Source organism: Blautia sp. HCP3S3_D9 (assembly GCF_052063845.1).
Classification (GTDB): Bacteria; Bacillota; Clostridia; order Lachnospirales; family Lachnospiraceae; genus Blautia_A.
The window spans coordinates 1-15,479 of sequence record NZ_JBQHWS010000087.1; the positions used below are offsets into that span (position 1 = coordinate 1).

Consider the following 15,479-nt stretch of genomic DNA (forward strand, 5'->3'; position numbering starts at 1 on the left):
CACGGCAGTAGCACTTATCAATGATAAGTTTCAATTGTGCTGACATTCCCCACCAATAAACTGGTGTAGCAAAAAGAATCATATCTGCGGCAGCAATTTTATCAATTGTAGAATTTGTATCATCCTTATCGACGCATCCCTTAGAGCATTGACAGACACCACATCCCTTGCATGGTGCAATGTTGAGTTTGTCGGGTTCAATGATTTCAATTTTATTCTTTTCTGACGCTCCTTTTATAAATGCATTGATTGCTGCCAGCGTATTTCCTTTTCTGGCACTTCCATTAATGATTACAATTTTCATGCGTGTATCCTCCAACTTCCGATTTTAATGTCTCTATTATACCATAATGATACTATTATAAAAAAGGAAAAAGAGCTCCTTCGAGCTCTTTTGATTCAGTTCTGTAAACTTGAATTTGACTTGCCTATTTTCTTAAAATCTCATGTGGAGCTTCTATTTCATTTGCCAAGGTATGCTCTGTTAATTCTGACATCAATTTCAATTTTTTATTAATCAATGGTCGCATACAATTAGGAACATGTTCCTGATGTGCTCTGTGGATTGCTACACATTCCTTACAGTTTCCGTGATAACGACAGGCTTTCAGGCAAGGACAGTGATCTTTGTCTTTATACTCCTTACGAAATTCCGCTGCAAATTCTTCTTGCAGTCTCAGCCCCTCGACACGGTTTCCCTTATGAAATTCTACCATTGCATCCAGTTCTTTCTGGTTCCCTTCAATCTTCATGTTATTATAGCGCCTCCATTTCAACTATTCCTCATTTTCTGATAAATTCCGATTTGTTTAATTCTTATTCTATTTCGCCAGAAAATTACTCTGTATCTCCATCGGCATATGATAAGCCTGCCCGCGTTTCATCAGGCTGTAGAGCTTGAAGCTCATGAGTTCCGGGCTGGCATTCAGGCTGCTACAGAATCCAAAATAATTCAGGTCTTCGTTCTTGGACATTTCAGCCACATCGTCGTCTTCGAGAAGAAGATCTGCAGCAAACAGATTGGCTTCATATTCTGTAGAATCCATCATATTGTAAAGCACATCATCCTTCATGGGAGCCATTTTCAGCTGTGACCGGTGCAGGATGATATGCCCCAGTTCGTGTGCAGCAACGATGCGCTGCTCTTCTTCAGAAAGGAAACTGCTGATCATGACATAGATCGTCTGGCAGCTCATGAAGCAGTAACCTTTTAATTTCTTATAATTCGATGTTTCTCCGACTACGACGTTCATGCAGTCGAGAAGTTCAAAAGGGTCTCTGGTCTTAAAGCGTTTGACCAGTTTTTCCACTTTTGCGTAGATATAACTATTTCCCAAATAAATCACCTCAAAAGATCCGTTATCTCAAAGATGCGGAGAGTTCCCCACAAGTATAATGTACTCCAAATGCTGTACAATAAAAAGGACACTTACTTTTCATTGAGATACTTTTTCGGTGTAAACTTCTTGGCACGTCTTTTGGAATCCAGATAAAGCATCTGGATCTCATCCATGAAAGCGGTTTTATCTTCATCGGATAATTCTCCACCGGCGAACATGGCGGCTGCCTGTTCCAGAATCTGCTGTGCCTGTTTCGCACCTCTGGATCTATATTGTTCTGTGGCTTCTGTAATAAAGGATTCCTCTTCTGTCATGAGATAAGAAACATCACATCCCAGAGTATCCGCAAGTTTCTGATAAAGTTCATGCTGCTTTGGATAACGTCCTTCTTTCTCCCATCCGCCTACCGTTCTTAAGGATACACCAATTGCCTGGGCCAGTTGGGTCTGACTCATATCCTTCGTTTTTCTCAATGTTTTTACTTTCTCACCGAATGTCATAACAATACCTCATTTCTAAGCTATTTCAGGCTGATTGACTTATCCCGGAGCAAAAGCAGGAAAGTAATTTCCTAAAATACGCAAGTTAACTCTTGACAATGCGAAATTGATTACCTATAATGTGAATCACAACAGATAAGCAATTACTTGCATATAATATAAACAATATTTCCTATAATGTCAATATTAATCTCTTATAAATTGCCTATTTTAGCGGATTTTCAGTTGTATTATTGCATCTGGAATGTGAATAAATGACGCAGGAAGAAGCAATTAGAAGAGAAAATAGGCAATTTCGTGCAAAAGAGGTGAAAAAAATGGGACGTCAGAAGTCTTTTATCTGTATCGATCTGAAGTCCTTCTATGCGTCCGTCGAGTGTGTAGAAAGAGGCCTTGATCCGTTTAAGACAAATCTGGTCGTTGCGGATCCGACAAGATCACAGTCTACGATCTGCCTGGCTATTACTCCGGCTATGAAGAAGCTGGGGGTGAAGAACCGGTGCCGCATCCATGAGATTCCAGCAGGTATTGAATATATTACAGCCATGCCGAGAATGCAGTTGTACATTGATTATTCTGCCAGAATATACAGTATCTATCTCCGGTATGTTTCCAAAGAGGACATTCATGTATACAGTATTGATGAATGTTTTATGGATGTGACGAATTATCTGTCCCTTTATCATATGACAGAAAAGGAAATGGCGGTTGAGCTTATGGATGCGGTGATGAAAGAAACCGGTATTACTGCTACTGCAGGGATCGGTACGAACCTGTATCTGGCAAAGGTTGCCATGGACATTGTGGCAAAACATGTGGAGGATCACATTGGTATTTTGAACGAGATATCCTACAGACAGCAGTTATGGGATCATCGTCCGCTCAGTGATTTCTGGAGGATTGGTTCCAGAACAGAAAAGAAACTTGCCGGTTATGGAATCCATACCATGGGAGATATTGCTTATACGTCTGTTACATCTGAGGATTGGCTCTATAAGATGTTTGGAATCGATGCAGAACTGCTGATCGATCATGCCTGGGGTCTGGAGTCCTGTGATATTCATGATATCAAGAATTACCACACGGAGGAACACAGCCTGTCTAACGGGCAGGTGCTTATGCGGAATTATTCTTTTGAGGAGGCAGCGGTGGTTGTCCGGGAAATGACAGACGTTCTTGTGCTGGATCTGGTGTCTAAAGGATTGATCACTGGCTCTGTCACACTTTGGATTGCTTATGATCATCGATATGAGCGGCCTTCATCCCATGGGACCGTGCGGCTGACATCTTTGACAAACAGTTCCAGCACTATCATGGATGAAGTGGATAAACTGTATCAGAAAATTACAGACCGTCATACAGGGATCCGGAGGATCGAGATCTGCGCCAACCGGGTCATGCCGGAAGGATATCTGCAGTATGATCTGTTTACAGATCCGGCTGCAGTCGAAAAGGAAAAGAACTTACAGCAGGCTATTCTGGATGTAAAAAAGAGATATGGAAAAAATGCGATTATGCGGGGAGCTAATCTGCTTGACTGCTCTACATACAGAGAACGAAATAATCAGATTGGCGGTCATCGTGCATAAGGAGGTGCATAGATCATGATGGCAAGTGCGTATGCAAAATTAATTTATATGCCAAGACCGGTATCCAACCGGCGAAAGATGGATGTGGGACACCGGGCAAAGCAGTTTTCACCGTTTGCTGCTCTTCGGGGATTTGAAGAGTCGGTTCGGAAAAAAGAGATCCTTTATGAACCCAGAAAGGAACTGTCTGAGGAAAAGAAGCAGGAACTGGATAGAAAGTTACAGTATCTTTCTACAGGTATGTGGATTCAGGCAACATATTTTGTCGAGAGTATGGAATTTCCGGGAAAAGGAAAGCATTGTACCATTGAAGGAACTGTGGAATTCTTTGATCTGCAGATTCATCTCCGGATTGGAGATACGGAGATACCAATTTCAGATATTACAGATCTGTCTGGAAATGTGTTTGAAATATTAGAAGAACCCTGTTAATTATTTTTGTGGAAGTTTCCGCAAAACCGGCGTCGAGTGGGAGCTGACAGGAAGCGGAAATGAAAACAACAGATTGTCAAAGCCAGTCTGAATATGGAAATCGTGATTGCCCGCGCAGCTTTGGCGCTTACGGAATGGACAACCATGATGCTCATAAGGCGGATTTTTATTTCCCTTGGATCCGTTGAGTAATAAATGAAAGATCATATGTTATTGCTTAAAGGAGGAAGCCTATGGGATCAGGTAATATTAAATGGCACGTACACTGCTCTGTCTGTGGAGCATTTCTGGAGAAAAGTGCACAGAGTGATTCAGAAGTGGATTGCAAAAAATGCAGGAGTACATTGGAAGTTTTGGTAAAAGATGATATTGTCTCTGTCCGTCCTCTGGTCATCCGGGATGAACAGTTGAAAGAAAGGATGTCCGTTTATTCCAGGAAGTTTATGAATCCTTCCGGAAAGAAATCATAAAAGTGAATAAGAATGAGATATCCGGCAGGGCGGTGAATTTGGCTGGAACCATCAAGACTGCACCGGATATCAAGAGTTTGTCAAGGAGCTGAATCTGACTGGAATCATTAAGAGCCCGGCAAAACATTTGTAACTGGTCTATGGAATCATTTTCGATTCTGTACGATCATGTGCATTTGTTTTGCCGGTTTTTTTATTTTTTTCAAGATCCATGTTGTATAAGAACCCTTGAGACTTTGGATAAATAGAGGGATTTTTTTATTCTGAAAACACAGGAAAAATATGAAAAACAGAATATCTGTAAAAATGAAAGGCCTCAAAAAGTTGTTTATTATGCAATGAAAAGAGAATAAGGAGGTAGAACACATCAGAGAAAAAGGTAGCTGTGGAGTCGCGGACTCCCGTTTAAAAAAAACGGGTTGGTTCGGGACTGTTTCCGCTACCAATTTTTATATTCCAAACAAATGCAGACTGGATCACCCGTAGCCGCAAGGCAGAAAGGTGGTCCATATGATGACATTAAAAGAATTAAAAGAGAGAGTTCCGGTTGCAGATGAGGAAAAAGTGTATCTGGGAAAAGCTGAGTTAGTGAATAGCGGAGCAGAAATTGTTGTAAAAGAAATTATCGAAGATGGTGTGGAAATCAGTGTTTATGATAACGGATATGTTTTGTATGAAGAGGGAAGACATAGAACTGTTTTTCGCTTACATGAATGTAAGGACTATGATTACAGCGCGGTAGATGGCAGAAAAGATGCTTTTGGAGCAGACTTTTTTGAAAACGAAAACTGGTACATCTTACCGCTGATGGTTGGTATGGATCGTGTAGAAGACAGCAGACGGAGAATTCTGTCAAATCATAAAGTGATTTCTATTGATATTGAGGAGAATGATTTCTTTAGTATCAAAGCCCGTTGTGTACCTGATATGACAGAAAAAGTGCTTTGGAATGAAATGATGAGAGAAATTTCAGATCTTTTGAATGAACGACAGAGATATGCAGTAATTGCATATTATTGTGAAGGTGCATCTCAGGCTGAGATTGCAAAGAATCTCGAAATCTCTCAGCAGGCAGCTAGTGGACTGATCCAGAGAGCACTTGTGATTATCCGTAACTATATGCAAGTTAATCCAAGTGATGTCAAAAGAAAAAGAAATAAAAAATAATTTTCAATCCATGTTGTATAAGAGGCTCTGAATCTTTGGATAGGTATAAGGATTTATTTCCGACGTACCTTGAAAACTTCATAGCCTGCCCAGAATGATACCTGGCTTGAATATGCATCTTTCGCGTATCTGGCCAGAGCATACGTTTCGGAAATATGGAAACCGAAACAGGAACGGGTCTGGGAATGAAAACAGGAAAATGCTCAAAATAGAATATTTATTTGTCTGAATCCAAATCGGAGGATGACAGTAGAAACCATGTGGCGGTGTTTACAGAGATTTGTGAATACCGCCACATCTTTGTGCTGTTATCTCAGAAATCACGAGATCTGCGTGAGTGCTGACTGTCCCAAATAGTACAAATCTGAAACGAGAGGAGGATGTGAGGAAAATGAAGTGATATGAAATTTTACACTGCAACATTTCGTATATAGACAAATAAGAAAGGATGAGAACATGAAATTTAAAAGAAAAACAATGAGAATTGTATCAGGTATGCTGACAGCTATTACACTGTTTACCAATGCCCTTTCTCCGGTAATTGCTTATGCTGCTCCCGCAGATGAAGCTGACAGTAGAATCCCTTATTACGAGGAAATTAAAGATCAGCTGGATCAGGATGAAGTGGTAACTGCCAGAGATATCGAAGTAACGGTTGGATCTGGATTCAATGTAAAAGCAGACTTTTCTGGAATTGAGATCCCGGACAGTGAAAAAGCCAAAGTGAAGCTCATGGCAGCCCAGAATGAAGAAGGGAAAGAGTTTTCTACGGATCATGCAGATACCTATAAAACGGTATATTCTGTTGAACCCCAGAAAACAGATCATCCGGTGTATCAGATCAGCAGAAACATTACGGTAAAAGATGTTTCAAAAGAAGCTGATACTACTGTGAATTCGGATAGTTCTTCGGATCAGGATTCCGGTAACGGGGAAACAGAAGAATCTGAGGATAGTGATGATGAATCGGAAACGGATTCTTCCGAAATGAAACAGCTGGAAACGGATGAAGCAGTAATTGTATCAGAAGCTGAGATAGAAACAGAGGTTACCGGGGAAGAAATCACCGAGGAAGAATTTGATGCAGAGATTGAATCAACGGAAAACCAGGAAACGGTTGATCCGGAAACTGGTACTACTCTTTCAGAAGTTATGGAAGAGGCGGTAGATCAGGGAATTGCCTTAAATGAACTGGAAGCCGGAGAAATGGTCACTTTTGAAATGCCGATGCTTTTAGCGGCTGCAGAAACCGGTAGCCAGTCCGTATCTATTACAAGAGGCAGTTGGTATCATTATGCTGATTATGGATTAGGTTCTTACATTACAGCACCATATTATGTGTCCTGGGGTGGAATCAAAGCGACAGCATATTGTGTTCAGCCATCTAAGAATGGACCGGATGATGGTACGTACTCTATTACAAAATTATCTGATGGCAAGACTCTGGCAAAGGTTTGTTACTATGGAACAAAAGCCAGTGACGAGAATGGATTCTTTGATGAAAAACACCCGGATTTCTCTGCCGGAAAGAGATTTATTATCACACACCTTGCGGCAGCTTATGCCAACGGATCCAGTGACTGGGATTCCGGTACCAATGCAACCGGACGGTCTCTCGCCATGGAACTTTATAACTACTGTATCAATATGCCGGATATCCCGGATGTGGATATGAGCTTTTCTGATAGTGATGTGAAAGCTTATGTGGAAGGAAATATCCAGAGAACAAAGACGATTACATTCAAAGCAGATGAATTGCAGACCATTACCTTTAAACTTCCACAGGGAGTAAAGCTTGTGAATGTGACTACCGGCAAAACCAGTGCGGCAGGTGCGAGTGTTGAAATCTGCGGTGGAACACAGTTCTATCTTACTGCCCCACTATCTCAGGCTGAGGATGTGAGTGCTTCATTCTCTTCAAAGATGAAAGGAAGCATTGATAAAGAGTATTCTGCCTATAAGATAACGACAGGATCTTCCACACAGGATCTTGCACTGGTATTTGGTGAAGGTGTCGGAAATGAAAAGTATGTGGATTTCAAAGTAACATGGACCAAGGAATGTTATATTTCTATCTTGAAAAAAGACAGTGAGACATCTAATACTCTGGCCGGTGCGGTTTATGGTATCTACAGCGATACTGCATGCACACAGCTGATCAAACAGATGCCGGCAACGGATGCCAATGGTGCATCAAAAGTTACGATTGAGAAGACACAGGAAGTTGTATATTTGAAAGAAATCTCCGTTCCGACAGGATATACGATTGATGCCAAAGCTTACAATGTAACATTGAATATTGGAAAAACATCCAATATGAATGTGACCGATAAACGAGTGACAGCAACGATTTCCCTTCATAAACAGGATGCTGAGACAGGAAATACCCCTCAGGGTGATGCAACGTTGGAAGGTGCTGTTTATGGCTTATTTGCACGTGAGGATATTGTACATCCGGATGGGAAAACAGGTGTCCTTTATAAGAAAGGAACCCAGATCACATCCCTGACTACAGATAAAAACGGACAGGCTTCGGTTTCCAATTTGTATCTGGGAAAATATTATTTTAAAGAGCTGACTCCTCCGGTTGGATATCTGCTGGATCAGGAAGAACATGAGGTAGACTGCTCTTACGAAGGTGCAAATGTACCAGTTGTAGAAAGAAAAGCAATTTCCAAAGAAGATGTGATCAAACAGCCATTTCAGATTATCAAGGCAGCGAATAACGGGAAAACAGATGCCGATCTTTTGAAAGGTGTTGGTTTTTCTGCCTGGCTGGCAAGTGATCTGAAAGTAAAAGCAGATGGGTCTTATGATTTCTCTTCTGCGAATCCAGTTGTTATCACAGCAGATGGAAAAACAGAGATGTTTACAGATGAAAAGGGTTATGCCTGCTCTATTCCACTTCCGTATGGAACATACGTGGTAAAAGAAACAACCAGTAAACACAACTATGAACCGGTGGATGATTTTATCGTTACAATCAATGAGAATCACCCAGACACTCCGCAGGTATGGCGTGTGCTTCTAGATAAGGAATTTGAGGCAAAGCTGAAGATCATCAAGAAAGATGATGAAACAAAGAAGAGTGTGCTTCTGGCAAATACAGAATTTAAAGTATATGATCTGGATCATCAGAAATATGTCGAGCAGGTTACTACTTATCCTTCTACCAAAGTTCACAAATCATATTTTACCGATGCGAATGGATATCTGATCCTTCCGAACAATTTGAAAATCGGAAATTACAGAATCGAAGAAGTGACTGCACCGGAGGGATATACACAGTCTTCTGCTTATGTGACAGTATCTGTAGATACCAACACAGCCTATATGATCGATCCGACCAGCGAAGATGCCATTATTGAAGTGGAATATGAGAATCATCCGGTTAAGGGAGAACTGACCATTTTCAAACAGGGAGAACTTCTTGCCGGTTATGATCATGATTTCCAGTATGAGCTATGTGGACTGAAAGGCGTTACATTTGAAGTATATGCTGCAGAAGATATTTATACTGCCGATCATCAGGTGGATGAAAATGGAAACCGTACCTTGTATTATGCAAAGGATGCCCTTGTGGCAGAGATCACTACAGATGATGAAGGATTTGCTTATGTGAAGAATCTTCCTCTTGGCGAATACTATGTAAAAGAATCCGAAGCGCCGGAAGGATTTGTTCATAATGAGAACAGTGAAAAAGCTGTTTTTGTATATGCAGATCAGAATACTCCGGTTGTATTTGACCAGGTGTCCTTCACCAATGAAAGACAGAAAGTGTCGATTTCTGTCGAGAAACAGGATGCAGATAATGGAAATGTCGTACCGGGTGCTGTCTTCGGAATCTACAATGCTGAAGATATTATCAATAAAGATGGCCAGGTAATCGTAAAAGCAGATACCCTGCTTCAGGAGATGACTTCCGATGAAAATGGTCAGGCAAAATGTACACTGGATCTGCCTCTCGGACAGTATTATGTGAAAGAGCTTCATGCTCCTGCCGGTTTTGTTTCTTCTGATGAGATCCTGAGCTTTGATGCTTCTTATCAGGGACAGGAAATTCAGACCGTTGAGTTGAAAGCAGTTAAGAAAAACGAGCCGACAGTTGTGGAAATCACGAAGTCCGATATCACCACAGGCGAAGAACTGGATGGTGCGTACCTGCAGGTACTTGACCAGGATGGAAATATCATCGACAGCTGGGAATCTTCCAAAGACGAACCCCATGTGATCAAACGTCTGACCGTTGGAGAGACCTATATACTTCGCGAAGAATTTGCTCCGTATGGATACCTTGTTGCAAATGATATCACTTTTACGATTGAAGATACTGCAGAAATCCAGAAAGTGGAAATGAAAGACGAGGTGCCGGTTGCAGAACTAATCCTGAATAAAAAGGGAGAATTCCTGAATGAGGTGTCTCTTGTAGATCAGATCAAAGGTGTGGTGGAACATATTTTCCATTATATTACCGGCAGCCTGACCGATGTTACTTTCGAAGTATATGCAGAGGAAGATATCAAGGCTGCGGATGGTGTCAGCGAAGATTATTATAAGGCAGATGAGCTGGTGGCAACGATTACGACAGATGAAACCGGCATTGCAAAACTGAGTAATCTTCCACTGGGCAAATACTATGTCAAAGAAGTGGGAACAGCTCACGGATATGTTCTGGATCCAGAAATCCGTCATGTGGATCTGAGCTATGTGGATCAGAATACACCGGTTGTAACCTATAATGATGACTGGCAGAATCACCGTCAGAGAGTAATCATTAATCTTGTGAAAAAGGAAAAAGATCAGGATCGTGTTCTGGAAGGCGGCGTCTTTGGCCTTTATGCCAAAGCGGATATCAAATCTTCTACCACCGGAAAAGTACTGATTGAGGCAGATGAGATTATCGAGCTGAAATCAACTGATGCTGAAGGAAAGATTACCTTTATGGCAGATCTTCCGATTGATGCTGAATACTATGTAAAAGAGCTATATGCGCCAGCCGGATTTGTAAATGCAGAGGAAGTACAGGAATTTACTGTTTCCTATGCCGGTGAAAATGAAGATTCTGTTGTTGTCGATCTTACTTTTGAGGATGAAGCAACGACAGTTGAGATCACGAAGAACGATCTGACTGGTGGAAAGGAAATTCCGGGCTGCAAGCTGAAACTGGTGGATGAGGATGGAAATACCGTTGAAGAGTGGACTTCCACAGAAGAGGCTCACGTCATCAAAGAACTGGTAGTTGGTAAGAAATATACTCTGGTAGAAACGCAGCCTGCAGATGGATACGTGACAGCAGAAAGTATAGAGTTTACCGTAGAGAATACTGCTGAGATTCAGAAGCATCAGATGAAGGATGATGTGACAAAAGTGGAAATCTCTAAACAGGATATTGCAGGGAAGGAACTTCCTGGTGCTAAACTCACAATCCTGGACAAGGATGGAAAGGTTGTGGAAAGCTGGACTTCCACAAAAAAAGCACATTATATTGAAATGCTCCCGATCGGAAAATATACACTTCGTGAAGAAACTGCACCGGATGGATATCTGGTAGCAAATGATGTGGAATTTGAAGTGAAGGATACCGGAGAGGTTCAGCATGTAACAATGGTGGATGAAGCAAAACCGGCTGTTCAGGCTGATACACCGAAAACAGGGGATGAACGCAATATGAAATTGTGGCTGCTCCTGCTCGGTATCGGTGCCGGTGGTCTTGGAGTCGCTTTTGGAATCAGAAGAAAGCGTAAATAGTAACTTAGAAACAAAATAATGACGAACCAGAAGCATAAGGGCATTTGTGGAAATCGGAAAGGAGATCCATGAATGCCCTTAATGCATTTCAGAAAGATGAGGAAAAACATGGGAAGAAAAGAAACGATATTACCGGGAGCAAAGATTGATGGAAGAAAGTATCTGGAAGACAAGCCAAAGTCTTGTGATTACTGCTACTGGTGGCAGGGCAAAAACAAAGGTTGTATTCTGCCGGAATGTTATTACCTGATGCCGGAGGAAAAGAAGGAGCCAAATGATTATGAGGAAGGGAACTGCAGAACCTGCCCTTATGGGAAGCATACCCCCTGTATCGGATACTGTATTGCAAAGCTCCAAAAAGAAATGCGCGGGAAAAAAGGAGGCGGATGCTATGATACCGATGCTGCGAGTGGAAGTTAAAAATGACCGTCCCTTAATCTGTGCCAGAGAACTGTATGAGGCTCTGGGTATTAAGACACAGTACAGTGTCTGGATCGACCGTATTATTGCTCTCGGTTTTGAGAGTGGGCAGGACTTTTATCCAAAAATGAATAAAAGTACCGGCGGCAGATGCAGTGTTGATCATTATATTACGGTGGATATGGCAAAACACATCTGTATGCTCCTTCGAAATGAGAAAGGAAAACTGTATCGCCAGTATTTTCTGGAGCTGGAAAAAGCATGGAATCAGCCGGAACAGGTGATGGCAAGAGCATTACAGCTGGCCAATTCCCAGATAGCCAAATTGCAGGAACAATGTACGGAGCTTGGCGACCAGCTGATCAAACAGCAGATGCTTCTGGAAGATATGGCACCGAAAGCTGCTTATCTGGATCTGATCATGAATTCCCCCTCATCTGTTCTGGTCACTCAGATTGCAAAAGATTATGGGTACAGCGCGGTTTTATTTAACCGGCTTCTTCATGATATGAGAATCCAGTATAAAGTTAATGACCAATGGGTGTTATATGCTGATTATGCCGGGAAAGGTTATGTCCAGAGCAGAACAATCTATATGCATCCAAACCGCACCGGTCCGGTCGTGAGGCTCCAGACAGAATGGACGCAGAAAGGCAGAAGATTTTTATATGAGTTTTTAAAAGAACAGGGAATTCTTCCCCTGATTGAGAAGGAAGGTGGATAAATGCAGGAAGAGGTAAATGAGAAGATTATTACGCTCAGTGTACAGGGAGCCAGGATTACTGCTTCTATGGTAAAAGCCGCCATGAGAAAGTTTCTTATGGAGTTAGAGCGTGAAGGCCAGAAATCATCGCAGATCAAACAGGCAGAAAAGCAGGGTCAGGCCAGGGAGCGTGGAATTGAAAAAGAAAAACAAAGACAGGAAAAGAAAAAGCCCCATGGCAAGCAGACAATCAAGCAGCTGCAGGAACAGGGAGCGCAGCTGACCAATATTCAGATCACAAACCAGAATATCAAATCCTTTGACCGGGTTGCCCGGAAATATGGCATTGATTACAGCCTGAAAAGGGATGACAGTGTGACACCACAAAGGTATCTGGTGTTCTTTAAGGCGAAGGATGTGGATGTAATGACAGCTGCATTTAAGGAATATGCAGGAGTTTCCATGAAGAAATCAAAAAAGCCTTCTGTGCGGAAGAAACTGCAGAAGTCTGTGCAGAAGATGAACGTTAAACACCGCCAGAGAGAAAAAGTGAAACAGAAAGTGAGGGGACAGCAGCGATGAGTAAAAAGAAACCAAAAGCCAGAAGTCCGGGAAAGCTGGAAATAGCAATCCGGCAAAGCTTATCAAAGGTCAGTGTTAAAAAGCTGGTTGCAATGAATATTCCCTATCTCATCACTTTCTATGTGGTAGAGAAATGTGCATGGCTTTACCGGCACTGTATCGGCGGAACTGTGGTTCAAAAGCTTGGTGTTATGCTGATGAATCTTCCAGTTGCTTTCCAGTCGTGGATACCAAGCTTCCACATCCGGGATCTTTTAGCCGGTATCATCGGGGCGTTACTTCTCCGCTGTGTTGTGTACATGAAAGGGAAAAATGCAAAAAAGTTCCGGCAGGGCGAAGAATACGGTTCTGCAAGATGGGGAAATGAAAAAGACATTGAGCCATTCATTGATCCGGTATTCGAAAATAATATCATCCTGACACAGACGGAGAGGCTGACTATGAACAGCCGCCCGAAACTTCCGAAGTATGCAAGAAACAAAAATGTGATCGTCATCGGTGGATCCGGATCTGGTAAAACACGATTCTATGTGAAGCCCAACCTCATGCAGATGCCGGATAACGTATCTTATGTGGTTACAGATCCAAAAGGTACGATCATTGTGGAATGCGGCACTATGCTGGTCAGACATGGTTACCGGATCAAAGTGCTGAATACGATAAACTTCAAAAAGTCCATGCATTACAACCCATTCCATTATATTCGGAGTGAGAAAGACATTCTGAAACTGGTCAATACGATCATTGCAAATACGAAAGGAGAAGGTGAAAAAGCAGCTGAGGATTTCTGGATAAAAGCGGAACGTCTTCTGTACACCGCCCTGATCGGATACATCTGGTATGAAGCTCCGGAGGAAGAACAGAACTTCTCTACCCTGCTGGAATTTATCAATGCCAGTGAAACCAGAGAAGAGGATGAAGAATTCAAAAATGCTGTGGATGAACTGTTTGAGGAACTGGAAGCGGAGAATCCGGAACATTTTGCAGTACGCCAGTACCGCAAATATAAGCTGGCAGCCGGAAAAACTGCCAAATCTATCTTAATTAGCTGTGGTGCCAGGTTAGCGCCATTTGATATTGCAGAGCTTCGGGAGCTGACACGATACGATGAGATGGAGCTTGACATGCTGGGAGACCAGAAGACAGCCATGTTTGTCATTATCAGTGATACAGATGACACCTTCAACTTTATTGTTGCTATCATGTACACCCAGCTTTTCAATCTGCTTTGCGATAAAGCAGATGATGAGCATGGAGGAAGATTGCCTTATCATGTCCGTCTGTTGCTGGATGAGTTCAGTAATATCGGGCAGATTCCAAAATTCGACAAGCTGATTGCTACGATCCGAAGCCGCGAAATATCGGCTTCTATTATTTTGCAGTCACAGTCCCAGCTAAAAACAATCTATAAGGATGCGGCAGAAACCATCATAGGCAACTGTGATACGGTCTTATTTCTTGGTGGAAAAGAAAGTTCTACCCTAAAGGAGATATCCGAGACACTGGGAAAAGAGACCATTGATCTGTATAACACATCAGATACCAGAGGGAATAACCGCTCCTATGGACTGAATTATCAGAAGACAGGAAAAGATCTGATGAGCCGGGATGAGCTGGCAGTCATGGATGGCAATAAGTGTATCCTGCAGCTTCGGGGTGTTCGTCCGTTTTTCAGTGACAAATATGATATTACGAAGCACAGAAGGTATAAGGAACTTTCTGATTACAACAGGAAAAATGAGTTCGATATCGAAAAGTATCTGGAACACAAGCTGGTTATTTCCAGGGATACAGCATTTGAAATGCATGAATACGAAATAACGAAAGAAGACATTGCAGCCATAGAGGCTGAGGAAGGAGAACGATATGTGGATTAGACCAATGAGACGCAGGGGGAGAAGTGAATCCCTCTTTGTATTTGAATTTACTTCTATTGAAGAGGATTATATTCCGTTTATCCTCCATATGGAGAAGATTACAGCATTGATCCCCACGGAAAAGTGTAAAGCATATTTTGGTGAGCTGATTGATAAGCTCCGGTCCAGATGTGACAACCGATATGCCGCAGGAGAGGTGGTAGCTTCGACATTTTTATTCGATGATGAAATGGCAGAGTTGACAACTCATATGGCATATCTGCTCCTGCTTGTGGAGCCTGTAAAGAAATAGGAAGCAGACAGTATTGAGAACCGTTCCATAGGGAGCGGATTTTTTTGTTTGATGGAGGTTTGTATGAGGATAAGAAACAGATCGCCCTGTTCCTGGGGAGATAGGAACACCGGAAAAAGAAAGAAGAAAAGAAAAATCAAATGAAGGAGGAAAAAATATATGGGATTTTTTACGAGCGCAATTAATATTTTGCAGACACTGGTAGTTGCCATCGGGGCCGGCCTTGGAGTCTGGGGTGTCATCAACCTGATGGAAGGTTATGGAAATGACAATCGTGCGACACGTTCGTAAGTGAAAAGCTTGCGCACAAAGTCGAAGGGCAATTGTAGCCCGAAACTTTGGAGTACTGATATTCCGAG

Annotated in this window: 15 protein-coding genes and 1 pseudogene; 12 read left to right on the forward strand and 4 right to left on the reverse strand. The window is 42.2% G+C overall.

The window, feature by feature from the left end; genetic code table 11:
- From ACTNES_RS14480 to ACTNES_RS14495, 4 genes are all read right to left on the reverse strand, one after another.
- A partial coding sequence (locus ACTNES_RS14480) for a flavodoxin family protein (protein WP_418496456.1) occupies positions 1-304 on the reverse strand: 304 nt, incomplete at its 3' end.
- 124 nt (positions 305-428) lie between these two features.
- Positions 429-752 carry a hypothetical protein gene (locus ACTNES_RS14485; RefSeq protein WP_004613237.1) on the reverse strand — a complete coding sequence of 108 codons (324 nt, stop codon included), beginning with the start codon at positions 750-752 and terminating at the stop codon, positions 429-431.
- Between the two features lie 69 nt (positions 753-821).
- Complete coding sequence (locus ACTNES_RS14490; RefSeq protein ID WP_235904598.1) at positions 822-1,337, reverse strand: ImmA/IrrE family metallo-endopeptidase; 516 nt, start codon at positions 1,335-1,337, stop codon at positions 822-824.
- A gap of 92 nt (positions 1,338-1,429) precedes the next feature.
- Positions 1,430-1,840 (reverse strand): helix-turn-helix domain-containing protein, encoded by a 411-nt coding sequence (locus tag ACTNES_RS14495; RefSeq protein ID WP_441039833.1) that lies wholly within the window; start codon positions 1,838-1,840, stop codon positions 1,430-1,432.
- Positions 1,841-2,157: 317 nt separating this feature from the next.
- On the opposite strand from ACTNES_RS14495, the gene ACTNES_RS14500 reads away from it, so the two are divergent.
- The 12 genes and pseudogenes from ACTNES_RS14500 to ACTNES_RS14555 form a co-directional block, all read left to right on the forward strand.
- Positions 2,158-3,429, forward strand: a complete 1,272-nt coding sequence (locus tag ACTNES_RS14500) for a Y-family DNA polymerase (RefSeq protein WP_441039834.1) — start codon at positions 2,158-2,160, stop codon at positions 3,427-3,429.
- 15 nt (positions 3,430-3,444) lie between these two features.
- Complete coding sequence (locus tag ACTNES_RS14505) at positions 3,445-3,861, forward strand: hypothetical protein (RefSeq protein ID WP_441039836.1); 417 nt, start codon at positions 3,445-3,447, stop codon at positions 3,859-3,861.
- Positions 3,862-3,920: 59 nt separating this feature from the next.
- The gene (locus tag ACTNES_RS14510; protein WP_268825326.1) at positions 3,921-4,049 is read left to right on the forward strand and encodes a hypothetical protein; all 129 of its coding nucleotides are present in this window, start codon (positions 3,921-3,923) and stop codon (positions 4,047-4,049) included.
- A gap of 45 nt (positions 4,050-4,094) precedes the next feature.
- Positions 4,095-4,331: a hypothetical protein gene (locus ACTNES_RS14515; RefSeq protein ID WP_441039838.1), complete on the forward strand. Its 237-nt coding sequence runs from the start codon at positions 4,095-4,097 to the stop codon at positions 4,329-4,331.
- Positions 4,332-4,841: 510 nt separating this feature from the next.
- Complete coding sequence (locus ACTNES_RS14520) at positions 4,842-5,498, forward strand: sigma factor-like helix-turn-helix DNA-binding protein (protein ID WP_441039840.1); 657 nt, start codon at positions 4,842-4,844, stop codon at positions 5,496-5,498.
- 456 nt (positions 5,499-5,954) lie between these two features.
- Positions 5,955-11,246: a SpaA isopeptide-forming pilin-related protein gene (locus tag ACTNES_RS14525; protein WP_441039841.1), complete on the forward strand. Its 5,292-nt coding sequence runs from the start codon at positions 5,955-5,957 to the stop codon at positions 11,244-11,246.
- Positions 11,247-11,354: 108 nt separating this feature from the next.
- Positions 11,355-11,666, forward strand: a complete 312-nt coding sequence (locus ACTNES_RS14530; protein WP_235232796.1) for a hypothetical protein — start codon at positions 11,355-11,357, stop codon at positions 11,664-11,666.
- The gene (locus ACTNES_RS14535; RefSeq protein ID WP_441039843.1) at positions 11,638-12,390 is read left to right on the forward strand and encodes a phage antirepressor KilAC domain-containing protein; all 753 of its coding nucleotides are present in this window, start codon (positions 11,638-11,640) and stop codon (positions 12,388-12,390) included. Before ACTNES_RS14530 ends, ACTNES_RS14535 begins: the two co-directional genes overlap by 29 nt.
- Positions 12,391-12,951, forward strand: coding sequence for a PcfB family protein (locus ACTNES_RS14540; RefSeq protein WP_154433125.1), 561 nt, complete (start codon positions 12,391-12,393; stop codon positions 12,949-12,951).
- 92 nt (positions 12,952-13,043) lie between these two features.
- Positions 13,044-14,828 (forward strand): VirD4-like conjugal transfer protein, CD1115 family, encoded by a 1,785-nt coding sequence (locus ACTNES_RS14545; protein WP_441039845.1) that lies wholly within the window; start codon positions 13,044-13,046, stop codon positions 14,826-14,828.
- Positions 14,818-15,120 (forward strand): hypothetical protein, encoded by a 303-nt coding sequence (locus ACTNES_RS14550; RefSeq protein ID WP_154433127.1) that lies wholly within the window; start codon positions 14,818-14,820, stop codon positions 15,118-15,120. The genes ACTNES_RS14545 and ACTNES_RS14550 overlap by 11 nt, the downstream gene beginning before the upstream one ends.
- Before the next feature lie 159 nt (positions 15,121-15,279).
- Positions 15,280-15,408 (forward strand): annotated as a pseudogene (locus ACTNES_RS14555) (Maff2 family mobile element protein); the annotation flags it as partial.
- Positions 15,409-15,479 lie beyond the last annotated feature (71 nt).